General features: G+C 67.8%; 17 protein-coding genes, 1 tRNA gene and 1 pseudogene. 12 read left to right on the forward strand and 7 right to left on the reverse strand.

Annotation, left to right across the window (positions count from 1 at the left end):
• Positions 1-88 precede the first annotated feature (88 nt).
• The 3 genes from cysS to FCH28_RS16775 all read left to right on the forward strand — a co-directional run bounded on the left by cysS (position 89) and on the right by FCH28_RS16775 (position 4416).
• Positions 89-1483, forward strand: a complete 1395-nt coding sequence (gene cysS / locus FCH28_RS16765) for a cysteine--tRNA ligase (RefSeq protein ID WP_136740849.1) — start codon at positions 89-91, stop codon at positions 1481-1483.
• 149 nt (positions 1484-1632) lie between these two features.
• Entirely contained in the window at positions 1633-2589 is a 957-nt protein-coding gene (gene rlmB, locus FCH28_RS16770; RefSeq protein ID WP_136740850.1) for a 23S rRNA (guanosine(2251)-2'-O)-methyltransferase RlmB, read from the forward strand.
• Positions 2590-2742: 153 nt separating this feature from the next.
• Positions 2743-4416 carry a DoxX family protein gene (locus tag FCH28_RS16775; protein ID WP_136740851.1) on the forward strand — a complete coding sequence of 558 codons (1674 nt, stop codon included), beginning with the start codon at positions 2743-2745 and terminating at the stop codon, positions 4414-4416.
• Between the two features lie 153 nt (positions 4417-4569).
• On the opposite strand, the gene FCH28_RS16780 is transcribed toward FCH28_RS16775, so the two are convergent.
• The 3 genes from FCH28_RS16780 to FCH28_RS16790 form a co-directional block, all read right to left on the reverse strand.
• On the reverse strand, positions 4570-5298 hold the full coding sequence (locus FCH28_RS16780) for a nucleotidyltransferase family protein (protein ID WP_136740852.1): 729 nt from the start codon (positions 5296-5298) through the stop codon (positions 4570-4572).
• Between the two features lie 30 nt (positions 5299-5328).
• Positions 5329-5763 carry a hypothetical protein gene (locus FCH28_RS16785; RefSeq protein ID WP_136740853.1) on the reverse strand — a complete coding sequence of 145 codons (435 nt, stop codon included), beginning with the start codon at positions 5761-5763 and terminating at the stop codon, positions 5329-5331.
• Between the two features lie 278 nt (positions 5764-6041).
• Positions 6042-7178, reverse strand: coding sequence for an ABC transporter ATP-binding protein (locus FCH28_RS16790; protein WP_136740854.1), 1137 nt, complete (start codon positions 7176-7178; stop codon positions 6042-6044).
• 181 nt (positions 7179-7359) lie between these two features.
• Between FCH28_RS16790 and FCH28_RS16795 the strand changes: the two genes are divergently transcribed.
• Positions 7360-7433 (forward strand) — tRNA-Thr (locus tag FCH28_RS16795).
• A gap of 216 nt (positions 7434-7649) precedes the next feature.
• On the opposite strand, the pseudogene FCH28_RS39240 reads toward FCH28_RS16795, so the two are convergent.
• Positions 7650-7928 (reverse strand): annotated as a pseudogene (locus FCH28_RS39240) (LacI family transcriptional regulator); the annotation flags it as partial.
• A 536-nt stretch (positions 7929-8464) separates the two neighbouring features.
• Here FCH28_RS39240 and FCH28_RS16805 point away from each other — a divergent pair.
• From FCH28_RS16805 to FCH28_RS16815, 3 genes are all read left to right on the forward strand, one after another.
• Positions 8465-8917 (forward strand): very short patch repair endonuclease, encoded by a 453-nt coding sequence (locus tag FCH28_RS16805; RefSeq protein ID WP_136740855.1) that lies wholly within the window; start codon positions 8465-8467, stop codon positions 8915-8917.
• Positions 8914-9921, forward strand: a complete 1008-nt coding sequence (locus FCH28_RS16810; protein WP_136740856.1) for a DNA cytosine methyltransferase — start codon at positions 8914-8916, stop codon at positions 9919-9921. The genes FCH28_RS16805 and FCH28_RS16810 overlap by 4 nt, the downstream gene beginning before the upstream one ends.
• A 77-nt stretch (positions 9922-9998) precedes the next feature.
• Positions 9999-11234: a DNA cytosine methyltransferase gene (locus tag FCH28_RS16815; RefSeq protein ID WP_246102928.1), complete on the forward strand. Its 1236-nt coding sequence runs from the start codon at positions 9999-10001 to the stop codon at positions 11232-11234.
• Here the strand turns inward: FCH28_RS16815 and FCH28_RS16820 are convergent.
• Genes FCH28_RS16820 through FCH28_RS39895 form a run of 3 tightly spaced genes read right to left on the reverse strand, consistent with a single transcriptional unit; the run spans position 11203 to position 16582 of the window.
• Positions 11203-12090: a DUF6339 family protein gene (locus FCH28_RS16820; protein WP_136740858.1), complete on the reverse strand. Its 888-nt coding sequence runs from the start codon at positions 12088-12090 to the stop codon at positions 11203-11205. The two genes, FCH28_RS16815 and FCH28_RS16820, sit on opposite strands and share 32 nt — an antisense overlap.
• The gene (locus FCH28_RS16825) at positions 12087-13079 is read right to left on the reverse strand and encodes a hypothetical protein (protein ID WP_136740859.1); all 993 of its coding nucleotides are present in this window, start codon (positions 13077-13079) and stop codon (positions 12087-12089) included. Before FCH28_RS16825 ends, FCH28_RS16820 begins: the two co-directional genes overlap by 4 nt.
• Complete coding sequence (locus tag FCH28_RS39895) at positions 13076-16582, reverse strand: sigma-70 family RNA polymerase sigma factor (RefSeq protein ID WP_169314183.1); 3507 nt, start codon at positions 16580-16582, stop codon at positions 13076-13078. Before FCH28_RS39895 ends, FCH28_RS16825 begins: the two co-directional genes overlap by 4 nt.
• A gap of 246 nt (positions 16583-16828) precedes the next feature.
• Between FCH28_RS39895 and FCH28_RS16835 the strand changes: the two genes are divergently transcribed.
• The 5 genes from FCH28_RS16835 (at position 16829) to FCH28_RS16855 (ending at position 26123) form a co-directional block, all read left to right on the forward strand.
• Positions 16829-18445: an NERD domain-containing protein gene (locus FCH28_RS16835; protein WP_136740861.1), complete on the forward strand. Its 1617-nt coding sequence runs from the start codon at positions 16829-16831 to the stop codon at positions 18443-18445.
• On the forward strand, positions 18442-21609 hold the full coding sequence (locus FCH28_RS16840; RefSeq protein WP_136740862.1) for a helicase-related protein: 3168 nt from the start codon (positions 18442-18444) through the stop codon (positions 21607-21609). Before FCH28_RS16835 ends, FCH28_RS16840 begins: the two co-directional genes overlap by 4 nt.
• A complete protein-coding gene (gene drmB, locus FCH28_RS16845) occupies positions 21606-23498 on the forward strand; it encodes a DUF1998 domain-containing protein (protein ID WP_136740863.1) in 1893 nt (630 codons plus the stop codon). Before FCH28_RS16840 ends, drmB begins: the two co-directional genes overlap by 4 nt.
• On the forward strand, positions 23495-24595 hold the full coding sequence (locus tag FCH28_RS16850; RefSeq protein ID WP_136740864.1) for an AAA family ATPase: 1101 nt from the start codon (positions 23495-23497) through the stop codon (positions 24593-24595). Before drmB ends, FCH28_RS16850 begins: the two co-directional genes overlap by 4 nt.
• Positions 24596-25019: 424 nt before the next feature.
• Positions 25020-26123: an aminopeptidase P family protein gene (locus FCH28_RS16855; RefSeq protein WP_136741130.1), complete on the forward strand. Its 1104-nt coding sequence runs from the start codon at positions 25020-25022 to the stop codon at positions 26121-26123.
• Positions 26124-26138 lie beyond the last annotated feature (15 nt).

Below are 26138 nucleotides of genomic sequence, written 5' to 3' on the forward strand. Positions count from 1 at the left end.
CCCCGGCTCGGCGGTCGAGTGTCACGCTTCTGTGTCCCCGCGGCCCAGGGGGCGCAGGGCACTGCCTCGTTCCGACTACCCTGGTTCCGTGACGATTCGCCTGTACGACACCAGCGCCCGGCAGATTCGCGATTTCACCCCGCTCACGCCGGGCTGTGTCTCGATCTACCTGTGTGGCGCGACCGTGCAGGCCGCCCCGCACATCGGGCATATCAGGTCGGGACTGAACTTCGACATCATGCGCCGCTGGTTCACCTACCGCGGCTATGACGTCACGTTCGTGCGCAACGTGACGGACATCGACGACAAGATCATCACGAAGTCGGCCGAGCAGGGCCGCCCGTGGTGGTCGATCGGCTACGAGAACGAGGTCGCCTTCAACACGGCGTACGACACTCTCGGCTGCCTGCGCCCGACCTACGAACCGCGCGCCACCGGACACGTCCCCGAGATGGTCGAGATGATGCGCGGCCTGATCGAGCGCGGCCACGCCTACGCCGCCGACGGCAACGTCTACTTCGACGTGAAGTCCTTCCCCGGCTATCTGCAGCTGTCCAACCAGGAGTTGGACAACCTGCTGCAGCCGTCCGGCGAGGGCGAGACCGGCAAGCGGGACCCGCGCGACTTCGCCATGTGGAAGGCGGCGCGGGACGGCGAGCCCAGCTGGGAGACCCCGTGGGGCCGCGGCCGGCCGGGCTGGCACCTGGAGTGCTCGGCGATGGCCCACAAGTACCTGGGCTCCGCCTTCGACATCCACGGCGGCGGCGTCGACCTCGTCTTCCCGCACCACGAGAACGAGATCGCGCAGGCCAAGGCCTTCGGCGACGACTTCGCCGCCTACTGGTCACACAACGCCTGGGTGACCATGAGCGGCGAGAAGATGTCGAAGTCGCTGGGCAATTCGGTGCTGGTCTCCGAGATGGTCAAGCGCTGGCGCCCGATCGTGCTGCGCTACTACCTGGGCACCCCGCACTACCGCTCCATGATCGAGTACAGCGAGGAAGCGCTTCAGGAGGCCGAGGCGGCGTTCGCGCGGATCGAGGGCTTCGTCCAGCGCGCCGTCGAGAAGGTCGGGGTCGTCGAGCCCGCGCCCGAGGTGCCGCCGGCCTTCGCCGAGGCGATGGACGACGACCTGGGTGTCCCGCAGGCGCTGGCGATCGTGCACACCACCGTCCGGCAGGGCAATTCCGCGCTGACCGCCGACGACAAGGAGTCCGCGGTGGCCCGCCTCGCGGAACTGCGGGCGATGCTCGGGGTGCTCGGTCTCGACCCGCTCGACGAGCGCTGGGCGGTCGGCGACGCCGAGGGCGGCGCCGACCTGCACGGCGTGGTGGACTCCCTGGTGCGGCTGGTGCTGGAGCAGCGGCAGGCGGCCCGTGCGCGCAAGGACTACGCGACCGCCGACGCCATCCGCGACCAGCTCCAGCAGTCCGGTCTCGCCATCGAGGACACCCCGTCCGGCCCGCGCTGGACGCTGTCATGACCTCGGCGTGACCACCGCCCGGGCCCCGTCGTGAGCGGCGGCGACCGCCCGGATTCGCCCTTCCCGGTGGCCGCGGGCGACACTCAGTCCATACGTACGTATCCACTCCACGTCGCGAGACGTCGAGAGCAGTGAGGAACAGGTGACCCATGGCCGGCAACAGCCAAGGCAGGAACCGCCGCGTGTCCGGCAAGAAGGGCGCGCAGATCGGCAGTGGCGGTAAGCGGCGCCGGGGCCTGGAGGGCAAGGGTCCGACCCCGCCCGCCTCCGCACGCAAGGGGCATGTCAAGAACCGCCTCGCCAACGCCAAGGCGAAGCAGGCGGCAGCCCGCCGGCCCGCCCCGCGGCGCGGCGGCGCGAAGGGCACGGCGGAGCTCGTCGTCGGCCGCAACCCGGTCTTCGAGGCGCTGCGCGACGGCGTGCCCGCGACCAATCTCTACGTCCAGCAGTTCATCGACAGCGACGAGCGGGTGCGCGCCGCGCTCCAGCTCGCGACCGAGCGCGGCGACATCAACCTGATGGAGGCGCCGCGCCCCGAGCTGGACCGGATGACCAACGGGCTCAACCACCAGGGCCTGGTCCTCCAGGTGCCGCCGTACGAGTACGCGCACCCCGAGGACCTGGCCGCGGCCGCCTTCGACGACGGCGACGACCCGCTGATCGTGGCGCTCGACGGGGTCACCGACCCGCGCAACCTCGGCGCCGTGGTCCGCTCCGTGTGCGCCTTCGGCGGCCACGGCGTGGTCGTGCCGGAGCGCCGGGCGGCCGGGATGACGGCCGGTGCGTGGAAGACCTCGGCGGGCACCGCGGCCCGTACGCCGGTCGCGCGCGCCACCAACCTGACCCGGACGCTGGAGTCGTACCAGAAGGCCGGTCTGATGGTCGTCGGTCTGGCCGCGGACGGCGAGATGGAGCTGCAGGACGTCGAGGCGCTGGACGGCCCGGTCGTCATCGTGGTCGGCAGCGAGGGCAAGGGCCTGTCGCGGCTGGTCGGCGAGACCTGCGACGTACGGGTGCGGATCCCGATGCCCGGCGGCGCGGAGTCGCTGAACGCCGGTGTCGCGGCCGGTGTCGTCCTGTGGGAGGCGGCGCGCCGCCGCTCCTGAGAGCGAGGTGGCCCCGGGCGGGCGGGCGCAGGCCACAGCCCGGGGCAAAGCCTGACGTTCCGTATGTCATCCGCGTATCCCGTGATCTTTTGACGGGTCTCGGACAGATCGAGCCGGTCAAGACAGTGTCTTAACCGGGGGTCACTCGGTTAGATGAGCGTGGACACCAGAACACCCCGCACACCGCCGGGGGGACGCTCGCCGGGCTTCGATGACGAGTCGGTCTTGAGCTCGGTCAAGGTGCCGTGCGATCCCGCTCAGGTCATCGTCAACCACGCCAGCTTCCGAGTGGAGCTCGCCGCGCCCGTCGTGAGCCACACCATGGCGAACACCGCGCACATCCCCGTCATCCGGAGCTCCGCCGGTGTCAGACGCCGGGCGCCCGTGGTGTGGAGCGGCCGCACGGAACCGGGCCGGTCGGCGGGCGCCACCACCGAACTCCTCTTCGCGGTACGCAACTCGGGCATCGGCCTGGACAGCCTGGACAGCGGCCGCTCCGAGGACGGCGACGTCGGCACGACCCAGGTCCTGCCACGGGTCCGCCTCGACGAACCCCCCGCCCCCGCATCGACCGTGATCGGTCAGCGCGGCCCCTCCGATTCCGAAGCCCCCCTGCTGCGCGGCGTACGCCCCGTGGGCAGCGCCTACGGCGACAACCGTCACGGCGACAACCGTCACGGAGACAACCACCACGGCGACGACTACCGCGACACCGAGTACCGCGACGGCGGTCACGGCGACGACGGGGACGACGACAGGTTCGAGGCGCCGGAGAGCGGCGAGCCCGGAACCAAGCGGCGCGGCGGCGACAGCGTCCGGCACGCGTACTACCCGGGCCGCCGGATGAACCTCGGCGTCGTGCTGCTGCCCCTGCGGATCTTCCTCGGGCTGATCTCCGTCTACGCCGGCATGGGCAAACTCTGCGACCCCGTCTACTTCGACGGCGGCGAGCGCGGCTCGATGGTCACCTGGCTGCAGTCGCTCGACCCGTGGGCGCTGGCCCTGCCGCTGCGCGACTTCGCCGTCTCGCACCCCGTGGGCGCCGGCCTGACCGTCGCCTTCCTCCAGGTCGTCGTCGGCGTCCTGACCATGTGCGGACTGTGGCAGCGCCTCGCCGCCTCCATCGGCGCGCTGCTTTCCGCGGCCCTGCTGCTGACCGTCAGCTGGCGCACGGTCCCCGCCTACGACGCCCCCGACATCATCTACCTCGCCGCCTGGAGCCCGCTGATCATCGCGGGCGCCCCGGTCTACTCCATGGACGGCCGGCTGGCCGGCGAGGCGTGGCGGCGGCTCGGCCCGCGTGTCGAGGTCGCCGACCTGCGGCGCCGGGTGCTGCGCCGCGGCGCCGTGATGACCGCGGTGGTGGCCGGTCTGACCCTGCTGATCGGCTCGCTGCTGGGCGGCGCCGTACGGTCCGCGACGGTCACGCCGGTACCGCGTCCCGGCGAGCCCGCGATCAACAACCTGCCCGGCTCGCCGCTGCCCCGCCCCGGCAAGAGCGGCGCCCGCCCCGGCCGCGCCCACACCGGCAGCGCCTCGCACCGTCCGGGGACGCCGTCGGCGAGCGCGTCGCAGAAGAAGCGCATGGCGGGCAGGCCGTCCGCTTCGGCGCCCGGCACCCGGCCCGGCAGCCCCAGCGGTGTCACCCAGCAGCCCGGTGCGACCACCAGCGCGCCGCAGATGGCGCCGACCCGGGCCGGTGTGCCGACCCGGGCGAAGCCCTCGCTGGGAGGCGGCGGCGGTGGCACCAGCGGCGGCACCAGCGAGAGCACCGGCTCCGGAGACGACTCCGGTGGCGGGAGCACCCTGGGCGGGCTGCTCGGCTGACGCCCACCGGCCGCACCACTGTCCCCGATCGCCTCTGGTGGTCGGGGACAGTCGTGTGTGCGGTGCGGGGCGTTCAGGGGAGGCGTACGGGGCCGGGCCGGGTGGCGCCGCCCCCTGGGGCCTACGACGTCGCCCCGGCCCCCTGAGGGCGGTTCAACGCCCTTCCGAGCCCAGTTCCTTGGCCGCTTCGGTGAGGTCCTTGGCGGTGTCGATGGCACGCCAGTAGGCCCCGTGCGGCAGCGGGTAGCCGGCCAGCCGGCGCTCACGGGCCAGGCGCGGGAACGTGGTGCGCTCATGGTCGCCGCGGGCCGGCAGCAGATCGGTGAACGTCGCGGCGAAGACGTAGACGCCCGCGTTGATGAGATACGGCGAGGGCGGCGACTCGATGAAGTCCAGCACATGGCCGAACGCGTCGGTCTCGACGGCGCCCCAGGGGATGCGCGGACGGGCCAGCGCCAAGGTGGCCTCGGCATCGCGCTCGTGGTGGAAATCGGCCATCTCGCGGAGCGGAAAGCGCGTCCAGATGTCGCCGTTGGTGGCGTACCAGGGCTCGTCCGGGCGGGGGAGGGAGGCGGCGGCGTGCTTGAGGCCGCCGCCGCGGCCCAGCGGCTCCGTCTCGACAACGGTCGTGACGCGCAAGGGCAGTCGGGCCCGGTCCAGCCATTCCTGGAGGACGGCGGCGAGGTGGCCGCAGGAGACGACGGCGTCGGTGACGCCTTCCTGGGCCAGCCAGTTCAGCTGATGGCCGATGATCGGGGTCCCGGTGCCGGGAATCTCGACCATCGGCTTGGGTCGGTCATCGGTGTAGGGGCGGAGACGCGAGCCCTGGCCGCCGGCCAGGATCACGGCCTGCGTGGGGTGCGGGTGCGGGGCGCCTGTCATGTTTCGCACCTTATGCGGTGCGCGCCGGGGTCACTGTGTGGCGTTGGCGACGCCGCTGGCGAAGGAGTTGTCGCATACAGGACGGGACCACTCCTGGGCACGGTGCTGGGCGCCGGCGTACTTGGCGACCGCGGCGCGGCCGAGGGCACGGGCGATGGAGGGGCAGAACCTGGCCAGGCGGGGGTTCTTGGCGACCGCCGCCTGGAGCTCGGTCAGGGCGACGCCGGGGTTCTTCTCCTGGAGTTCGACCAGGAGGCGGTCGTGGAGAACGTCCTGGGGGGTTCGGGGGTCGGCTTTGGTGGAAGCCTTCCCCGAGGTCGAGGTCGAGGATGCGGTCAGCGCCTGGGACTCGGTGGCCCGCGATGCCCAGGGGACGCGGGTGACCGCGAGAGTCCCGGAGAGCACGAGGACGACGGGGAGTACGAGGGCAAGAGTTCGGCCGATGCGGCGGGCTGCGGAGTTCACGGTCGCGATGGTAGCGAGGGGTGATGATTTGGCGACATTTGGTCACCTCATCGGGGGATGGAATGGCTCGTCGGTGCGGTTGTGATGTTGACGCACTGGTGTGAAAAGCCGGAAAAGCCGGTTTTGTCGCCACCGGTCGAGGCCGGCCGGATACGGCAGGGCGCGGGGCGTCATACAGCACCGCCCCGCGCCCTGCCGATCGTTCAGGCCGTCAAGCCGTCGGCCCGACAATCACCCGACAGTCATCGGCCCGTAGGCCCTCAGCCCCGTCAGTCCGGTCAGTCCGACAGCCGCTCGCCCGTAGACGTCGCGAACACATGGGTCTCGCCCGGCCGCGGCACGACGTGCAGCTGGGTGCCCTTCTCCGGGACCTGGCGGCCGTTGACCCGGACGACGAGGTCCTTGATCTCGCCACCGACCTCGGCGGTGCCGTAGACGTAGCCGTCGGCGCCGAGCTCCTCGACGACGTTGACCGTCACGGCCAGACCCGCCGGGGCATCCGCCGACGCCTTGGACAGCGTGTTCACGGCCGCGCCGTTCTGCTCGACGATCTCGAAGTGCTCCGGGCGCACACCGACGGTCACCGTGGTGTCGCCCTTGTCGGCCGCCGAGGACAGCGCCTCGCGGTTCACCGGGACGACGCTGTTGCCGAACCGCACACCGCCGTCGGTGATCGGCACCTCGACCAGGTTCATGGCCGGCGAACCGATGAAGCCCGCGACGAAGAGGTTCGCCGGACGGTCGTACATGTTCCGCGGCGAGTCGATCTGCTGGAGCAGACCGTCCTTGAGGACGGCGACCCGGTCGCCCATCGTCATGGCCTCGACCTGGTCGTGGGTGACGTAGACGGTCGTGATGCCCAGGCGGCGCTGCAGGCCCGCGATCTGCGTACGGGTCTGGACCCGCAGCTTGGCGTCCAGGTTCGACAGCGGCTCGTCCATGAGGAAGACCTGCGGCTCCCGGACGATCGCCCGGCCCATCGCCACCCGCTGCCGCTGGCCACCGGAGAGCGCCTTCGGCTTGCGCCCCAGGTACTCGGTGAGGTCCAGGATCTTGGCCGCGTCCTCGACCTTCTGCCGGATCTCGGCCTTGTTGACGCCCGCGATCTTGAGCGCGAAGCCCATGTTGTCGGCGACCGTCATATGCGGGTACAGCGCGTAGTTCTGGAACACCATCGCGATGTCCCGGTCCTTGGGCGGAAGGTGGGTGACGTCGCGGTCCCCGATGCGGATGGCACCGCCGTCGACGTCCTCCAGCCCCGCGAGCATGCGCAGCGACGTGGACTTTCCGCAGCCGGAAGGCCCGACGAGAACGAGGAATTCGCCGTCCTCGATAGCGATGTCGAGCTTGTCGACGGCGGGCTTGTCGGCACCCGGGTAGATGCGGGATGCCTGGTCATACGTGACCGTAGCCATGGTGATGTGTCCCTTCACCGGCAGGAACGTGCCGGACGATCCGAGTAAAAGGAGTGGTGTAGTCCACAAGCTGTGGACACTGCGCGTGACGCTACCCGGCCGACGGCCGGATGTCAGTAGCCGGCGGTAACGAAATTATGCGACCGGCATCCGGCGGGCCTGGGTACACTTCTTCCCGCACGCCTCCTTAGCTCAGCTGGCCAGAGCACCGCTCTTGTAAAGCGAAGGTCGTCGGTTCGAATCCGACAGGGGGCTCTACCTATCGCGCTGACCTGGGGTTTCTCCCTGGGGAGGCGGTCCATTCGGCCTCGGGCTCCTCGTCCGGGGCCGTTTGTGTGCGCGACGCGCACCGGCGACGGCGGTGACATCGTGAGGCGGACGTCGATTGCCGCTTCCACCGTGGCGCTCAGGCCGGGCATGAGGCGCTTGCGCATGCCCGGTGTGACCGGGGGGATGGCGCGCCGAGAGGGATGGTGGGACCCCCTCGTTCGTCCACGCGCCGAGTACGGACAGTTGCCACTCGACGCGGACGGCCCCCCGGGCTCACGAACTCGGTCTCCAGCCGACGATCTTGCCCAGCGCATACCGGTGCACCCCTTGAGCCCGCAGCGGTGAACTCGTCGTCCCGGCTTGAGAGCGGCGCGCCCCGCTCGGCGATCGGCAGGGCGCCGAGGGTGTCGGTGACGGCCCTCTCCGGGCCGCGGTCCCGGGAGCGGCCGGGCGTTCGCCGCCTCCTCGGCGTTTCGAGGCAGACCTTCGGCGGGGAGCTGCCGGGGCCCCGCCCTCCAGGGCGTTGTCCCAGGTAGCGCGACTTCCGCCACAGTGCCACCTGCGGTCTGCGCCGCAGCGAGGTACCCGAGGATCACCGCTGCGCGCCGAAAGCGGCTCCACCAGACTTGCCCCATCGCGGCGAACCAAGACGACGGTGGGGTCAGGAGTGGGCGGCACCGCCCGGGGACTGTCCGGTCACCAATCCGGGATTGGCCTCACCCTGGTTCGTCGCATGAAGTGGGTGGCCGGCAACCCCGCCCCGGTGATCAGCTCGCTGAGTCCCTCCTCCGCGATCTGCGGGGGCTTTCGTCCGGTACCCGGTGATCGAGGAGGAGCCCCGCCGGCCTGGCGACAGGGTGGCCGACCGTGTCATGTGGTCATGGCGTTTGCCCCGGTGGCGTCCACCAATCGCAGTGGGCGGGACACGAATTCGCTCTCGCTTCCGTACCAGGGAGACTCCACTCGATGTGACTCCGAGCCCGTGGACCGGAACGACGGAGGAGGACACTGGGACCATGCGTGCTGCACTCCCCTCCAGCCCCGACGTCTCGGCCCGGATGAGCCGGCAGACCAACCGGGACACCAATGCCGAACGGGCCGTGCGACAGCTCCTCCATGCCGCCGGATACCGCTATCGGATCCACTATCCGGTGCCTGCCATGCCCAGGCGCAAGATTGACATCGCGTTCCCGCGCGCGAAGTTGGCCGTTCTCATCGACGGCTGCTTTTGGCACGGTTGCCCCAAGCACGCCACCAGTCCCAAGGCGAACGCGGAATGGTGGCGGGAGAAGCTGGATCGCAACATGGAGCGGGACCGGGAGACGAACGCACAGCTGCTCTCCGAGGGCTGGACGGTGCTGCGCTTCTGGGAACACGAGTCACCGGACGCCGTCATGCGACAGGTGGCTGCGACGGTCGACCGGGAAAGAGCCGACAGGCGGAAACGGCGGAAGGGCGGGGGCAGGTGAGCGAATTACGTTTCGTCGACGTGTGCGCAGGGGCGGGTGGACTGGCTCTGGGGTTGGAACACGCAGGCTTCGAACCGGTGCTGCTGCTGGACAGGAAGCCAGTGACGTGCGACACGCTGCGCACCAACAGGCCGGGGTGGCAGGTTCTGGAAGCGGACCTCCTGGACTTCGCCCCGACCCGTTACCAGGAGACCTACGACGTCGATCTGCTGTCGGCAGGTCTGCCCCGTGTGAGGTCCAGCGCAACCGTCGCCCGGGTCGGGACCGAGGCAGAGCTGCGCCTGCTGGAGGCGACCGTCTATCTGGTGCATGCCGTCCGGCCCCGAGCCCTGCTCGTCGAGAACGTACCGGGTCTGGTGAACGCGCCCGAATTCGAGCCGATACGCGACTTCATCCGCAAAGAGCTCGACCATCTCGGTTACCGGTTCCGGTGGTTCGTCCTGAACGCAGCCGACTTCGGGGTGCCGCAGGATCGGAGACAAGGAGTGCTCGTCGCGCTCAGGGAGCGGTACTTCGACGCCTTCCACCCACCGGAGCCGACGGTGCGCCGGCATGTGTCCGTGGGGCGGGCCCTGCGTCGATCGATGACCCTGGGCGGTTGGCGGGATGCCGACCGATGGGCGGCCCAGGCGCTCGCCGTGGCCCCGACCTTGGTGGGCGGGTCGGACGGACGGGGAGGCGCGGACCTCGGCCCCACAGGGACGAAGAGGGCCTGGGCCCGGATGGGAGTCGACGGAGGCACCGTGGCCGACGACGTTCCCGGTCCGGACTTTGTCTGGGCCCCGGAGACGGGACGCCACGGAATGGTCAGGATCACGACGGAACAGGCCGCGCTCCTGCAGGGTTTTCCATCCGATTGGGCATTCGCCGGCAGCAAGACGGCCCGCTATCGCCAGATCGGGCATGCCTCACCACCGCCTGTGGGCAGGGCACTTGGATTGGCGATCCGGGCCGCATTGGGGGAGTCCGCAACCTCCGTTGCTGACTACACTTCAGCTCCATGAACAGCCCTGGAACACAAGTTCACCATCTCGACGGAGTCCGCATCCTGGACCTCTTCGCGGGTCCTGGTGGACTCGACGTGGCCGCGCACTTCCTGGGCTTCAGGAGCATCGGGATCGAGTGGGACCGGAACGCGTGCGAGACGCGCTACGCGGCGGGTCTGCCGACGATCCACGCCGATGTGAGCGTCATGCGCGAGACCCGCTTCGACGAGATCCCCAAATCCGTCGATGTGCTCGCCGGAGGGCCGCCCTGTCAGTCCTTCTCGGTCGCGGGCAAGGGAGTGGGACGGAAGAGACTGGACAGGGTCGAAGAGTTCATCCACCGCCTTGTGGGCGGGGAGAACGAAGCCCGGATCGACGAGGACCTGCACTCCCTCGGTGACCCACGCACCGCCTTGGTGCTGGAACCCCTTCGCTGGCTCCTGAAGGCCATAGAAACGGAGGGGCGCGACCCGTACAAGGTGATCGTCCTGGAGCAGGTACCCGCCGTGCTGCCGCTCTGGGAGGTCTATGCGAAGCTCCTGCGCGGCGGCGAAGGAAGGCTGAACGGCGTCAAGTACGAAGCGGACTTCTGGGAGTTGAAGACCGAGCGGTTCGGCGTGCCGCAGACGCGCACCCGCGCGGTACTCGTCGCCCGCCGTCCAGGACTCGGGGCCGTCGAACCGCTCGAAACGACTCACCTGCCGTTCGAACTGCAACGTGAAAGGCGCAACGCTTCTCAGGCGGAGATGTTCCCGGGCTCCTCTCTTCCGACCGGGCGGAAATCACGATGGATATCGATGGCCCAGGCCCTCGAGGAGGCGAGCAGGCAGAAGGACTCCCGCGTGAAGGCGTCCCGGCTTCGGAAAGACGGAGAGATGAAGTTCTTCGTCGTCTCGAACTACGGCTCCGGAGGCGACTCCAAGAAGCGAGGTCGGCGTCTGTGGTCCGAGCCCGCTTTCACGGTCACCGGGAAGATATCCCGAAACAAGGTGTACAAGAGCATGGCGGAGTACGAAGCCGAGAAGCCCGACCGCTTCACCATTCCTGAATCCGGAGTACTACAGACCTTCCCCCACAACTTCCCCTGGTCGGGGAACGACCAGGCACAGCAGGTGGGCAACGCCGTACCGCCCAGACTCGGCATGCATGTGCTCAGCATGGCCCTGCACAGCAGGCCGCCCACGGACGAGGAGTTGACGGCCGCGACCACGTGGCGAACGGTTCCCGGGACCACAACGGAGGAGCTTCGCCACATTGGCTGCGGCGACCTGAGCCAATGCCCCCCGAAGTCGCACAGGATCACCCGCTCTCGTCGGAAGCCCGCCCCCTGACCGATACATCCGCGAAGAGCCCCTCGAAGTGGGCGGCCAGACTCTCCACGGCCTCGTCCGGCGTGGGCTCCTCATCCGGGCCCTCCGGCAGGACGTGCCGGGAGACCGCGGGAGAGGTCTCGGCGGCCGCGATCCAGTCGCGCAGAGCCTCCGAGTCGTATTCCACGTCAGGGGCGATGACGTCGTACATCAGCGTGGCGGCCGACGCGTTCACGGCGGCGACCAAGGCGTTGACCTCACGGCCGGTCTGCACGATCTTGCGATCCATGAGCCGTACGAGCGCCTGAGCAGTGGGCCGATGGTCGATGACATCGAGGCGGAGCGTGGTGTTCAGCATGTCCTGGTTGCCGCAGGCCCGTACCGCGGGCCCGTAGTCGGGCCCGTCGCGGAAGAGCTCGGCAGCCCACCAGAGACGGGCGAACGCCTGGGTGTGGTGCGGGCCGAGGAAACGCTTCCGGGCCACGCCCCGCGGGGCCTCGTCCGCCTTCGGCTCGGGCCGGTGACGCCAGACGACATAGTCCGGCGCGACACCAAGAGCCAGGTAGGACCAAAGTCCTGTGTCGGCCGCTTCACGGCGGCTCAGGCGAAGCGTCGCGTGCAGGCGGGGCGCCAGCCAGGCGTCGGCCGCAGTGGGGCGCGTGTCCCGGAACTCTCGGAGGGCCTCCTCGATCAGCTCCCGCACGGGATGGAGGCGCCCTCGCTCGTCGTCGCCCTCGAGCGGCTCGGCGACTTTGTTCAACGCGATCGACGGGACGTCCTCGCGTCCGGCGAGAAGCCCCGAGGAGATGAACTCGGCAGCCTGCATATCGGAGATCCGAGCAAGCCTCTCCGGCAGATGCTCAGGCCTGGCGGTCATACGTTGGTCTCCTGCTCGAGTCGCTCGATCCTACGGACGGTGTCGGTCAGGGTTTTGGGTACTTCGGCACGGCGAGTGGCCGCGAAGTGGATACGCGGCTGAAGTTCGGCCCAGCTCCCCTCGCCCAAGCGGCGTGTGTGGACCTCGCGAAGGGCGTCCTCCACCGAACACCCGGGCACGACGTCCGGGAGCATCTCGCGGAGCACTTCGCCGCGCCAGTCCGGCGGCAGGAGAGGGGTTCCGTCGGCCTCGATCTCCAGATCACCGATGGCGGAGTGGAATACAGCCGTCCATACGTCGGTGGACATCTGGGCCAACAGCATCTCCCTGACCATGCTCTCGACCTTCGAACCTTGACCATCCACGAGCGTCATGAGGCCCTCGAAATCCGAGTTCAGACGGACGGTGGGGATCCGCCCCGAGAGGTCCACGATCCAAGGCGCATCCCGGAAGGGACGCAGCCACGCGGCGCCGCGCGCGAAACTGACGTCGGTGACGTCGAGCTCACGGTCTCTCAGCGGAACGTCCGCCGTCACGTCGATCAACCACTCCTGCTCGGTGGAGGCAATGATCCGCCCTGCCACTCCCCCGACGGTCGCCACCACGTGCACGGCCAGTGAGGCGCGGTCCGCGTGCCCGGTCCGATGGACCGCTATCTCGCCCGACCACTCCGTGCCTTCGCCGGCAGCACGGTCGAGTCGCGTGACGGACCGCGCGTTGGTGGCCTTCTCCGTCAGAACGGCCACGACGGCCACATCGGACCAGTGGCCCTTCGCCTCGATATCCCTCGCGGGGATCGTCGCCGACACAGAGAGTCGAGCCGTGTGCCAATCGTCCCGCTCGGCCCGCCCCAGAGCCACGACCCTTTCCACCACGGAGAATCCCTTGGTGTCCAGGTCTTCGCGTATATCGTCGGGTCCCCGCAGACGTACGGCCGTGACCCGGGTCGTGACCGCGGCGGCGAGGCGGGGATACGGGTAGGCCCTCACGCGGTGTCTCCCTTGCCTGCCCGGAGTTCGACGACGAGTCCGGTGAGCGCCGCGCGAACCGGGTGGGTGGACACGTCGGTGACGCCTCGGAAAACGGCCCGGCGTGCACCCGGCGTGAAATGCAGTGTGTCGCCGACCACTTCACAGTTGCTCACGGCTTCGAGCCTGGCCCACTCGACCATCGGACGCGGGCCCGAGCGCACCTCCAACTTGGCTATGGGGCTCATGCGCCAGGACTCACCACCCGCCGGCACCTTGACCTCGGCCGTGACCAGCCACGCGCCGGACGTGTCGACCATGGCATCGAGGTCGTCCAGCTTCGGAGGTTCCAGCGAGCCCTTGACCTTCGCCGACGGCTTACCCGTGATCTTGAGTCGTTTGCGTATCCTGCTGGTGCCGCTGGGCTTCTTCTCCTGAGGGATGGCCACGAGCTCGCGCACGGCTCTGTTGGTCTCCGTGGTCAACGCCGCGATCCTGCGATGGGCCGACGGCGCGTAGCGCATCCTCAACTCCTCGGTCTGTCCCCACTTGTTGTGCTCCGGTGGTTCGGAGGTCCGAAGGAACTCCTCCGCCTCCTCGGCGAACGGCGCGCCTTCGCCTGCGGCCCGGCCCGCGAGCAGGACTGCCTGAAACGGATTGGTTCCGATCGGAAGGTCCGGTACCCGGCTCGTCTTGACCGTCATGCGATTCCCGCGCATGGCGCTCACCTGGTTGATCTTGCCGTCCGCGTCCGAAGCCTCGGTCACGAGGAGAACTGCCCTATGCTCCCCTGCCGCACCGGAGGAACCGTCGCGCGCGGGCACCCGCAACGGGACCGTGGTGATGGCAACTTGGCCGGCCGCGGTGAGCCGGTCCACCGTGGTGCCGCTCAGGAATGCCTGAAGGGCGCGTGAGCGCGCGGGTTGGTGGACCTGCGGGTCGACACGCTCCTCCTCGAGGTACTCGACGCCGTTGCGCAGCGTCCTCACCGATGCCTCCAGCAGCGGCTGCCGGTCGCCCCCCGCAGTCATCGCGGCCCAGAAGTTGCTACCGAGCGCGCCGACCAGACGCCGGTGCATGCGCTCGAGGCTGTCCTCGTCGTCGCCGGAGTCGCCCTCGTAGTCCTGGCCGACCTCCGCAAGACTGGCCACGTCGTGTGCACCGACGATCAGGAAGGATGTGCCGGGGTCGTCGCCCTCGCGGGCGAGATGCAGGTTCTCGACCGTTTTCTCGTCGGCCCACCAGGAACGCACCACGTCCACGTTGTCCGCTTCGGTGTCGGGGCGGCCGAGCCAGGCGGGGCCGGCGAACCGCCTGCCCTGTACCTCCCGCCACGGCAGATCGAGCCGTCCGATCAGTCGTCGCTCCATGTGGCCCTCGTGGGGCTCGGCGAGCGTGGAGTTCATGAGAACCAGCCCCAAGCGGCTGGTCGCCCAGAGAGTGGCCTTGCCGAGGCCGTACGAACCTCCGGCCGCCGCATCGGATTTATGGCTGTCGAGCTGACGCCGCACCACGGCGGAGAATCGACCATCCTCATAGTCGTCCCCGGTCAGCCCGTTGGCGTTGTAGTCGTCGACGCGAAGGAGCACCAGCCGGTCCCGCTCCTGCATTTCCCGAAGGCCGACGCTGATGACGCGTCCGACCTTTTGATCCTGTGCGGCGGCAGCCTCGTAGTGCGGCACAAGGTCGTCCCAGCGGATCGCCGTCCGGAATCGAGCCAGGGCGTCTCCTGTCAGTTCATGCAGGGTGTAGCGAACCCGGACGGGCCGGTCGTTCTCCTTGCGGCGCTCGTCGAGGCTGTTCTGGGTCGCCTCACGTGCCAGCACTCCCAGGTCCGCCTCGAAGGCGAAGGCCGCCGCGTTGCCGAACTCCCGTCCCCCGTCGTCATGACCGGGGCGGTGGTACCACACAGCCGGCGTCACCGAGAGTTCCACCTGTCGGTCCGGAGCATCTCGGGGACCATGCTCGCTCTCGTCCTCGGTCGTGAGCGCCTCCTGCACCCTGGCAAGAAGGTCCGGGCTCGGCACGGAACGGGCCTCGAGCCATGCAGAGACAGGCGCCCGCGTCACTCCCAGCCGGCGCGCCAGCTCGACCTCGTCCATCCCACTGCTGTGCATCCGCTCGGCCAACCACCGGCCGAACTCCGTCTCTCTCGAGGTCACCGCTCCTTCTTTCCCCTCGGAAATGCTCTTCGCCTCGGACGTGCCGCCTCCGCCGTCGAGTGGCTCGCCGGTATCCGATTCCCCCTGACCACCCTGGCCTTTGTGAAGCCCTGCCCTTCCGGAGTCCTCCTGCGTGTCCTGTCGAGCGGCTTTCCGACGGCGTCGTTCCGCGGCGGGATCGTCGGGATCCAGGCCCATTTCGATTCTTATCGCCTTCATGGCGCGTTTCTCGATCTGCCGAATGCGCTCCCGCGTGACGCCGACTCTCCGACCGATTTCCTCCAGCGTCCAGGACTTGTCGTCGATGAACCCGTGCCGCAGGAGGAGGACTTCCCGCATCCGCGGCGTAATCTCAGCTGCCTCGATGATCTGGAAGAGTTCCTCGCGCTCGAAACTCGATCGGAGTGTCTGCTCGGGGCCCGCCGGGGCTTGCCCTTCATCGGCGACCAGTTCTCCGAGAGTGGTGTTCTCGCTGACAGCGATTTCGAGCGAGATCACCGAACGGCGGCTGAGTCGCAGGCACTCCACGACCCGCTTCGGACTGATGCCACAGGCCAGGGCCAGATCGTCCACATTGGGCCTGACGCCTTGGTTCAGTGATATTCGCTCTCTCCTGCGAACCTTCTCGATCTGCTCCCACATATGGACGGGAAGCCGGATGAACGAGCCTTCATTGATGACGGCTCGACTGATGTGCTGTCGAATCCACCAGGTTGCGTAGGTCGAGAACTTACAGCCCAGTGAAACATCGAACTTCTCCACCGCGCGTATCAAGCCGATCATGCCATGCTGAGCAAGGTCCTCGTACTCGGAGCTTCCCTCCCTGTGCCCCAAGGCATTCAGAATCTTCAGAACGAGTCGCTGATTATGGACGATCATCGCGGTGAAGGCGCCGTAGGCTTCGCTGTCTCTCGGCAGTCGTGCCGCATAACCAGAGGGTAATGACTCCGAGGGCATTCTCACCGCCCGGAAGAGGAGGCAGAGCCCCACTTCTTCCTCGGCGCTCAGCAGCCGCTGCTCCGGGTCCACCCTCCTGGCGTCGGCCGCGAGCAGGGCCCGAGCAGCGCGCCTCGCCTCGTCGTGGTTGTCGACGCGCACCGTGCCGCGCAGCGACTCGAGATCCGGGACCTCCTCCGGATCTGCCTCAGGAGGTTCGAAGTCGTCGGGAAGCTCATCGGTCCCACGGGCCTCGTTCGCGACGGGGGCTCGATCTGCGACCGGGTCCCGCTCGACCTCGGTTCGTCCGCCGGCCGCATCTGCCGCGTTCACCGCAGCGAACAGGGCCTGAGTCTGCTCCGCATCAAGTCGCGCAGCCCTCATCACCTGGCCCAGGGCAACGCGGAGTTCGACGCCCTCTGCCATGAATCGCCGTGTGAGTCCCACAAGAGCATGCCAACTACCGGTGCTCGCCAGCTCGTTGGATGCATCGCACCGTGCCGTTGCCATCACGCCCCCGCGTCCCGCTTCCGCTCCCCGCTCCCGCTCCCCGCTCCTCCCAGTCCATCATTCATCACCTCCTCTCCGCCGGCTCTTCCTCAACAGGAGCGGCAACGTGACGATCAATCACTCGCTACCTTGGAGGCGTTGGCGTGACCATGGGGAGAGTTGATGCGGATCATCCCGAGCGAGATCTCGAGCAGCACCAGGAGCCAGGCCGAGCGCAGCGTGTTCGCGGCACTCAAGGCGATCCCGGACGACCAGAGCGTCGCGCTGCACACGGTCCACCTTCCCAAGCATCACAAGAAGCGGCTCGGCGAGATCGACTTCATTGTCATCATGCCCGACCTCCTGCTCTTCATCGAGGTGAAGGGCGGCCGGGTGCACCACAAGGACGGAAAGTGGTTCTACGGTCCGGTCGGCCGCGAGAAGGGGCCCAAGGAGAGCCCCTGGGAGCAGGCCAACGGGGGCATGCACGAGTTCGAACGCGAACTCGGTGCACTGGTCGGCAACTTGAGGACCCACGGCGTACCGAGCGGATATCTGGTGATCACCCCGGACGTCAACATCCCCCGCATGACCCAGTTCGAGCCCCAGCAGTACCTCGGCCGGGATGTCTACGCCGGCGGACGTGGTCTGGCGCAGGGCATGGAGCGAGCTGTCCGTTTCTGGCTTCCACAGAACGGTTGGGCCCGCACCCCGGTTCCTGCCTCCCTTCGCAAGAGGATGCTCGAAGTCGTCCGACCGGATTTCGACCTCGTTCCCAATCTGCAGTCCCGATTGACGCACCTCGATGTCGCCTTCGAGCGCCTCACCGGTGAACAGCTCGACAGACTCGACGAGTTGGAGTCGAACCCGCGCCTGATATGGACCGGCGGGGCCGGCACGGGGAAGACATTTCTCGCCGCCGAGGCAGCCCGCCGCAAGTCCGCCAATGGCACGGTCCTGTTCACCTGCGCCAGTGTCACCTTGGCGGCCCACATGGCCGGCATCCTCGCCGATGAGACGATCACCGTCCTGCCGTTCGACCGTCTCGACGAGGTTCGAGGACGTACGTTCGGCCAGCTGATCGTGGACGAGGCGCAGGACCTGATGACCTTTGCGGGCCTCGGCACTCTGGAGGAACTGGTCGACGGCGGCCTTGCCGAAGGTCGATGGATCTTCATGCTCGATCAGAACAACCAGGTACTGGCTCCCGAGGCCTACGACCCGGACGCCTGGGAATACCTGCGCCCGCTCGGTTCCGTCTACGGCCCCATGAAGCGGAACTGCCGCAACACCGTGCAGATAGTCAAGCAGGTCCACTTCTACACGGGCGCGGATCTGGGCACGGCCTCCGCCGGCGAGGGCGAACCGGTTCGGTTCACCGAAGTGCGCGACGCTCAGGAGGAGGCCGCCGCCCTCGATGCGTTCGTGAACGAACTCGTGCAGGAAGACGTCTCCCCGAGAGACATCACCCTGCTGTCCGCGTCCGGGGACTGGGAGACGAGTTCGGCCCGTCTCTCACAGCGATCCTCCAGGATCGAGCGGTTCGCGGACGTGGTCGGATCGGGTCGCACCAGGCACCGGCTCACGTGGTCCTCCGTCGCCGACTTCAAGGGTCACGAGAACAACATCGTCTGCCTCATCGACCTCGAACCCGACCATCTCGAGGGCCGGCTGGACGCCATCTACGTCGCATGGACGAGGGCTCGCGCCCAGCTCTGGGTGGCCTGCCGTCCGGGCACCCACCAGGTACTCAAAGATCTCGGTGTCGCCGTACTGAAGCGGGAGGGACGTCTCGGATGAACGACCTCGAATCCCGACTCTCCGAGCATCGCGACGACTTTGTGACGTATCTCCGTCGGCAGTTGGTCGGACCCGCCGTGGCCGAGGACGAGACCCTCGCCGACCCACCTGACCGGCGCTATCTCATGGGCACCCTGTATCCACGCGGGGCCTCCCTGACCGAGCACTCGCAGGACGACGGCCAACAGGATTACAACGAGACGGCCAGCGGCACCGGGGAAGAGGACGGCTTTGCCGATGACCCCGTGGCCGAGGCGAATGCATGGCTTCCTTCGTCTCTCGGCTTCTCCTTCTTCACCAATGCCCGGCGTATCGAGGTGACGTGCGCGGCATCACGCTACGAAACGTCCCGTGAAGGCGGGCGGCGCAGCTGGCAACGGCAGCCTCGGCTGTCCACCACGGAGACCGTCGAAGTGGGAGGGGCGACCTCGGTTCCTGTTCTGGACGGACACGGGCGCCTGCATGTCCGTTGGCGTCCCCACGGCGTCGGGTATCTCGTCACCTGCGTGCTCGCCAATGCGCATGACGAGGAGGAGAGCTCCCACAAGGATCGGGATCTGATGCTCTTCCAAGCCGATCTGAAGGCCACGACACTCGACGGAACGAAGATCCTCGAGTACCCGAGCACCCGTCTCAACAGCCGCGACGAGGAGGAGCAGGAGCTCCGCGTCCAATACCGGCACATCGTGACGAGGGCCGTTGGGCACGGATGCGCCGTCGAGTGGGACGAGGACTCCGCCGAGGTCACCACCGTACGGGCGCAGGTCATGCCCCAGCAGGTGGTCGAGCACATCAAACCGGACGGACCGAAGGACCTGCCGGTGCTCAACCTCGCGTACCTGTCCCGGTGCGGGCTCGCCGTGGAAGACCTCCGAGCCGAGCTGCACTCCTTCGTTCACGGCTACCGCAAATGGTTCGACGCCCAACAGTCGAAAGCAGGGTCCCTGCAAGGATGGGCCGCGGTACCCGCCGCACGCATCGTCGGGCGCATCGAGACCGCGCTGGGCCGTATGGAGTCGGGCGTGGAGGCGCTCACCGCATCGACCCGAGCAGGGGCCCAGGCGCGCGAGGCGTTTCGACTTGCCAACCGGGCCATGGCGCTCCAGATGCTGCACAGCCGGCCGGAGCTGGCGGGCAGCCGTCGACGCAGGGACGGCGAGGTCCTCGAGCTGACCGAGCCCGGCAGCGACTACGCCTGGCACCCGTTCCAACTGGCCTACTTCCTGCTGGTCGTCGAAGGTCTGATGAACCCCGAGCACGAAGACCGCAGAACGGTCGACCTCATCTGGTTCCCCACCGGCGGCGGCAAGACGGAGGCCTACCTCCTGACCGCCTGCTTCGAGATCGTCTGGCGCCGTCTGCGGTTCGGTGCGGCGGGGGGAGGCACCGCCGTCCTGAGCCGGTACACGCTGAGCCTGCTCACCACTCAGCAGTTCCAGCGCACGGCAACGGCCATCTGCGCTCTCGAGTACATCCGCGCGGGACATGACGGCCCGCTGTCCCACGACCTGGGAGAGGAGCCCGTATCCATCGGTCTCTGGGTGGGCAAGGACACCACCCCGAACAAGATCGCCGCTGCTCAGGAAGCACTCGGCATTCTGAAGCAGATGAACGAGCCCGACGACCGCTTCCTGCTGGAGCGCTGCCCGTGGTGCGGCACCGAGATCGTCCCGGAACGGCACGGGCAGGACAAGGACTTCGGTATCAGGGCGGACGGGGTGACCACCTCGTTCTTCTGTCCGCGCGGCACCTGCGTTTTCCATGAGCGGCTTCCCGTCTCGGTGGTGGACGAGCAGATCTACGAGGAACCGCCGACCTTCGTACTCGGCACCGTGGACAAGTTCGCGCGACTTGCATGGGAACCGAAGGCGGGAAACCTTTTCGGTCGGAAGGGCATACGCAAACCCTCTCTGGTGATCCAGGACGAGCTGCATCTCCTGGCCGGGCCCTTGGGAACAACGGTAGGTCTGTACGAATCGGCCATCCTCGAACTGTGCGCGTGGGACGGGACCATGCCGAAGGTCATCGCCTCCACGGCGACCATCCGGCGTTCGCAGGACCAGGTCCGCAGCCTCTACGGGCGCCCGGCCCAACTCTTTCCCCCGGCCGGCATGAAGGCCGGCCACTCGTACTTCGCCTCACCGGACGAGGAGAAACCCGGGCGTCTGTATGTCGGAGTCATGGCTCAGGGACACACTGCGTCGACCTCGACCGTCCATGTGGGGGCGGCCGCACTGCAGGCCCCGAAGGAGATCTGCGACGACGACACCCTTCGGGACGCGTACTGGACCGCGGTCGCCTATCACAACAGTCTGCGAGAACTCGGCCGCACCGTCACCATCGCCCGGGACGACATCCCCGCGCGACTCGAGCACCTGACGAACGACGCGACGCGACGCCGCACGCTCAACGACGACTCGGTGGTCGAGCTCACCAGCAACATCCCCCGCGCAGCCCAACCACGGCTTCTCGAACGTCTGGGCAAGCATTTCAAGGAACGCGGCAGCATCTCCTTCCTCGCCACGACGAACATGCTCTCGGTCGGAGTCGACGTTCCCCGCCTCGGTCTCATGCTCATGAACGGGCAGCCCAAGACGACATCGGAATACATCCAGGCCACCAGCCGCGTCGGCCGTCGTCATGTGCCCGGGTTGATCGTCACGCTCTTCCGCTCGACCAAGCCACGCGACCGGTCGCACTACGAGTCCTTCGGCGTCTACCACCGCTCGCTCTACCGTCATGTCGAGCCCACCAGCGTCACGCCGTGGTCCATGCCCTCCCGCAATCGCGCCCTGCATGCGGTGCTCGCCATTCTCGTACGTCACGGAATCGGTCTGAATGCCGAGAACCGGGCGGGCGACATCCTCGATCATTCGGACGACGTCGCACGGATCCGGGACCTCATCGTGGATCACGTACGGCGAGCCGACCCGACGGAGGCCGATGTCGCAGCCGAGAAGCTCGACTCGTTGATCGCGACCTGGGAGCAGGAGGCCGAGATCGCGCGGGGCGAGGGCAGCCGCCTCTATTACCAACCGCAGGGGCGCTTGCACACATCGCTTCTCACCGACTTCGGCAAGCAGGGCGGCATCTGGCAAACCCCGCAGTCGATGCGCAATGTCGACCGCGAGTGCCTCATCGTCGTGAGGGGAGCTGGAAAATGAAGGATATTCGTCGCAAGGTTCGCAGAGCGCAGACCATCGTGCCGTTCGGAGTCGGCGGAATCATCGACATTCGAGGCGAATCGTTCGTCGCCGCCGACATTCGCAGTTGGGCGGTGAACGGTGAACGGGTCGAATCCCCGCGGCTGGCATCGAAATTGGGCGTGCAGGGCTTCCGCTCGGCCCCCGTCATCCCCTCCGGCAAGGCCGCATATGCGTCCCGTATCGGGCCCACGTACGTGCGGTTCCCCAAATGGTTGTTCTGCCCTCAGTGCAGGAAGATGGTGCTCTGGCGACAGGATCTCGAGCAATGGGGGAAGCAGGCGGTATGCGGTAGTTGCTCCGGGAAGCCGCAGTTGGCCCCCATGCGTTTCATTCAGGTGTGCCGGGACGGCCACATGGCCGACATCGACTGGCGGCGGTGGGCCCACTCCAGGGGCGAAGGGCACGACGAACGTCAGTGCCGGGTCTACAGACTTCGATTTGTCGCAACTCCCCAATCTTCCGGTCTGGAAGCCCTGCGAGTCGTCTGCGTGGCCTGTCGCGCCGGACGGAATCTGGCGGGGATAAGCCAGAAGAACGTGCTCAAGCAGGTCGGCCTGAAATGTACGGGAAGCCACCCCTGGCAACCCGTGAGTGATGAGCCGGACCCCTGTGAGGAGACACCGCAAGCTGTGCAGCGCGGTGCTTCCAACGTGTACTTCCCGATCACACATTCGGCCCTCGACATTCCCGCGCCCGAAGGGGTTTCCGAGGAAGACGAAATGGCCCAGGAGGTCTACAACCACCGTTTTTGGCCCGACTTCAAGAGCTCTGTGAACGGACCTGCCTCTGCTGTCTTCATGGAGTACATAGCACGGGACTGCGACGTTCCGGAGGAATTCGTCGAGACTCTGCGGCGGCGCCATGCGGAAGAGGCTGCCTCGATGCCGTCGGCGGAGGACCCGGACGACGATCTCAGCATCGCCGAATGGGCAGCCTTCTCCGCGCCGGAGTCCGTCGCCGGATCCCAGACCTTCTCCGTCCGCCGCACCCACCTCGGAGTGCAGCATCACGACCCAGGATCCATGCAGGAACTGGACGCACGGATCTCCGGAATCGTCGTGGCCGACCGCGTACGCGAAGTCCGCGCGCTCGAAGGATTCTCGCGCTACGAGCCTAATGCCGGCGACGGCGACCAGGGCACAGGCGGCCGTGTGGTGTCGGTCAACACCCAGTCCCGGGCCAAGTGGCTGCCCGCCGTCGACACCTACGGTGAAGGAATCTTCATCTCCGTGGACGAGCAACGACTGAGCACATGGGAGGCACTTCCGTCGGTGCGTGCCTGGACCGGACGGATCGAGCGCAATCTAAACCATTCCTTCAAGGCCGACCGCCTCAGGGACAAGTCCGGTCCGAAGCTCCTCCCGCGATTCGTGATGCTGCACACCCTGGCCCATCACTTCATCCGCCAGCTCTCCTACGACAGCGGTTACAACGCGGCATCGCTGCGCGAACGTGTCTATGCCCGAAGTCATGCCCCGGGCAGTGAACTCCCACCACAGGCAGGGGTTTTCATATACACCGCCGCAGGGGACGCGGAGGGAACGCTGGGAGGCCTCGTCCGTCAGGGCCGGCCGCCGAATCTCGTCGAGACCCTGGTCCGTTTGCTCGAGTCGGCGCAATGGTGCTCCCAGGACCCGCTCTGCGCGGATTCGACCGGCAGGTCCCTGGCCAACCTCAACCGGGCCGCCTGTCATGCCTGCACACTGCTTCCCGAGACGTGCTGCGAGATCGACAACTCCCTTTTGGACAGGACCTTGTTGATCGGTGACGACGAGGTCCCGGGATTCTTCCGGGACGTCGTCCAAGCCGCACTGGACGAGTCGGCGGAGGCCGTTGATCTGCCGTGAGGTTTCCTTCCCTTCTCACCCTCGAAACCGAGCAGCAGGCGGTCGTCGATCTCCCGTTCCACGGATGCCACGTGGTCACCGGAGCACCCGGTGCGGGAAAGAGCGCGATGGCGGTCTATCGCGCCTGGGCGCTGGCAACCGCAGGTCGCGAAGTCACCCTCTTGGCACGTTCCAACCTGCTGCGTCAGTACCTCGCTCAGGCGGCCCCCGACCTCACCGAGACCCTCACCGTCACCACCTTCCATCGATGGGTCAGGGCATTTTGGAGGGCGCGATTCCAAACCACACCCCCGCAGACCGACGAGGGTGGTTGGAGCTACGACTGGTTCGAGATGCAGCGGGACTGCGTCCTGAATCAGGTCAGGTCCACGGCGCATCTGGTGATCGATGAGGGGCAGGATCTTCCCGCCGGATTCTACGATTTGTGCCGCATCCTCGACATCGGCGTCACGGTTTTCGCCGACGAAGAGCAGCGAATCGGCGACGATCAGAGCACCTTGTCCGAAATGTGCCGAGCGCTCTCCGTGCGTTCCGATCCGCTCGTACTGCGCGAGAATCATCGGAACAGCCGCGAGATTTCCATGCTGGCCTCCGAGTTCCATAAGAACGACTATGGCGAGGATCATCTGCCCGCGCCATCCGGTCGGATGCCCTGTGTCCTGAGAATTCCTTCCCTCGGGCACCTTCTCACCGGCATTCATCAATATTTCATCGCACAGCCGGAGCGGAGTATCGGGATCATCTGCAGATCGACCCTTCTGCTCCGGGATATTCAGAGCAGGCTCACGCGCCACGGTCTCGCCAAGTACACCCAGGCCTATGTGCACGATGACGAGTATCGAAAGGACATGGACTTCTCCGGAAAATCCATCCGGATCGTGAGCACGGCCAGCATGAAGGGCCTCGAGTTCGACAGCGTATTCGTCCCGGACCTGGACACCTATACGGAGGACCCGACGAGCGTCGGCGCACGTCTGCGCTTCTTCGTGCTGTGCACTCGCGCTCGCGAAGATCTCCACTTGATGTATCGCGGCCCGAAAGAGCCGGCGATCTTGTCGAGCATCCCGGAATCCTTGTTGGCCCGACAGGCCGGTTGATCTTGCGGCGCAGTCGTTCCCTCCAGCGCCGGCGTCGCCCCGTCCCCCGGCGCGGGCCCGGCCCGAGGGGCGGCAGTTGCGCACCCCGGTCGGATGCTCCGACCGGGTGGCACCCGGAATGGTGTCCCGGCGTGTTTGCCGGGTCGAGGAGACCGACCGCTCCGAGTACACCCATGGGCCTTCCCCGCCGTAGGGAGCAGCGCGGATACTTCTCGGCCTCCCGAGTTCGGCGGCGTCTGCTGCCCGGCCAACTGGTCGGCGGCCCTCGCCGGACCGCCACGAAGAACCACGGACACGGGGACCGACGCCCAGGCCGTGCAGGCCTCGGCCCGGGTGAGCGCCGAAGACGCCCTTGGCCGGTTGCGGAACGGGTCGCCCGGGTTTTGCGGGTTCGCGGCGTAGATTCGCCGGCATGGTGACTTCGATGACGCGCGATGACTATGAGCGACGCATGGAGCGGGCCGGACAGTCGGCCGCCGAGGTCGGGCTGGCCGGGCTGATCGTGACGCCGGGGCCGGATCTGACGTGGCTGTGCGGATACCGGCCGCCGGCCGTCACCGAACGGCTGACCGCGCTGGTGATCACGCCGGGGAGCCGGCCGCGGCTGCTGGTGCCGGAGCTGGAGCGGCCCGACGCGGAGCGGTCCGCCGGGGCCGGGGCGGTGGACGTGTCCGGGTGGAGCGATGGCGGCGACCCGTACGGGGAGGCCGCCAAGTGGCTGGAGCCGCGGGGGCGTTTCGGGGTGTCGGACTCGACCTGGGCGATGCACCTGCTGGGGCTGCAGCGCTCGCTCCCGGAGAGCACGTACGGCGCGCTGACGGAGATGCTGCCGATGCTGCGCGCAGTCAAGGACGCGCATGAGGTGGCGCGGCTGGCGGCGGCCGGGGCGGCCGCTGACGCCACGTACGAGGAGATCCTGGGCGTGCCCTTCGCCGGACGCCGGGAGTGCGATGTGGCGGCGGATCTCGCCCGGCTGCTGATCGAACACGGGCACAGCCAGGTGGACTTCACGGTCGTGGGGTCGGGCCCCAACGGCGCCAATCCGCACCATGAGGCGGGCGAGCGGGTCATCCAGGACGGTGACATGGTCGTCCTCGACTTCGGTGGTCTGAAGGACGGGTACGGGTCGGATACGACACGGACCGTGCATGTCGGGGAGCCGGGCGCCGAGGAGCGCAAGGTGCACGACATCGTGCGGGAGGCGCAGCAGGCGGCGTTCGAGGCGGTACGGCCCGGCGTCGCCTGCCAGGACATCGACCGGGTGGCCAGGAAGGTCATCAAGGCCGCGGGGTACGGGGAGTACTTCATCCACCGCACGGGGCACGGCATCGGGGTGACCACGCATGAGCCGCCGTACATGGTGGAGGGCGAGCATCTGCCGCTGGTCCCGGGGATGTGCTTCTCGATCGAACCGGGGATCTATCTGCCGGGGCGCTTCGGGGTGCGGATCGAGGACATCGTGACGTGCACGGCGACGGGCGGGCGACGGCTGAACGAGACGGCTCGGGAGATGGCGGTGGTGGGGTAGGGGAGGGGGAGGGGG

Source organism: Streptomyces piniterrae (genome assembly GCF_005048155.1).
Taxonomy (GTDB): Bacteria; Actinomycetota; Actinomycetes; order Streptomycetales; family Streptomycetaceae; genus Streptomyces; species Streptomyces piniterrae.

Excerpts from the sequence above, each read along its gene's own strand:
- rlmB (WP_136740850.1), top strand. The coding sequence starts at position 1,633 with ATGGCCGGCAACAGCCAAGGCAGGAACCGCCGCGTGTCCGGCAAGAAG.
- FCH28_RS16775 (WP_136740851.1), top strand. The coding sequence starts at position 2,743 with ATGAGCGTGGACACCAGAACACCCCGCACACCGCCGGGGGGACGCTCG.
- FCH28_RS16780 (WP_136740852.1), bottom strand. The coding sequence starts at position 5,298 with ATGACAGGCGCCCCGCACCCGCACCCCACGCAGGCCGTGATCCTGGCC.
- FCH28_RS16790 (WP_136740854.1), bottom strand. The coding sequence starts at position 7,178 with ATGGCTACGGTCACGTATGACCAGGCATCCCGCATCTACCCGGGTGCC.
- FCH28_RS16805 (WP_136740855.1), top strand. The coding sequence starts at position 8,465 with ATGCGTGCTGCACTCCCCTCCAGCCCCGACGTCTCGGCCCGGATGAGC.
- FCH28_RS16820 (WP_136740858.1), bottom strand. The coding sequence starts at position 12,090 with ATGACCGCCAGGCCTGAGCATCTGCCGGAGAGGCTTGCTCGGATCTCC.
- FCH28_RS39895 (WP_169314183.1), bottom strand. The coding sequence starts at position 16,582 with ATGGCAGAGGGCGTCGAACTCCGCGTTGCCCTGGGCCAGGTGATGAGG.
- FCH28_RS16835 (WP_136740861.1), top strand. The coding sequence starts at position 16,829 with ATGCGGATCATCCCGAGCGAGATCTCGAGCAGCACCAGGAGCCAGGCC.
- FCH28_RS16840 (WP_136740862.1), top strand. The coding sequence starts at position 18,442 with ATGAACGACCTCGAATCCCGACTCTCCGAGCATCGCGACGACTTTGTG.
- drmB (WP_136740863.1), top strand. The coding sequence starts at position 21,606 with ATGAAGGATATTCGTCGCAAGGTTCGCAGAGCGCAGACCATCGTGCCG.
- FCH28_RS16855 (WP_136741130.1), top strand. The coding sequence starts at position 25,020 with ATGACGCGCGATGACTATGAGCGACGCATGGAGCGGGCCGGACAGTCG.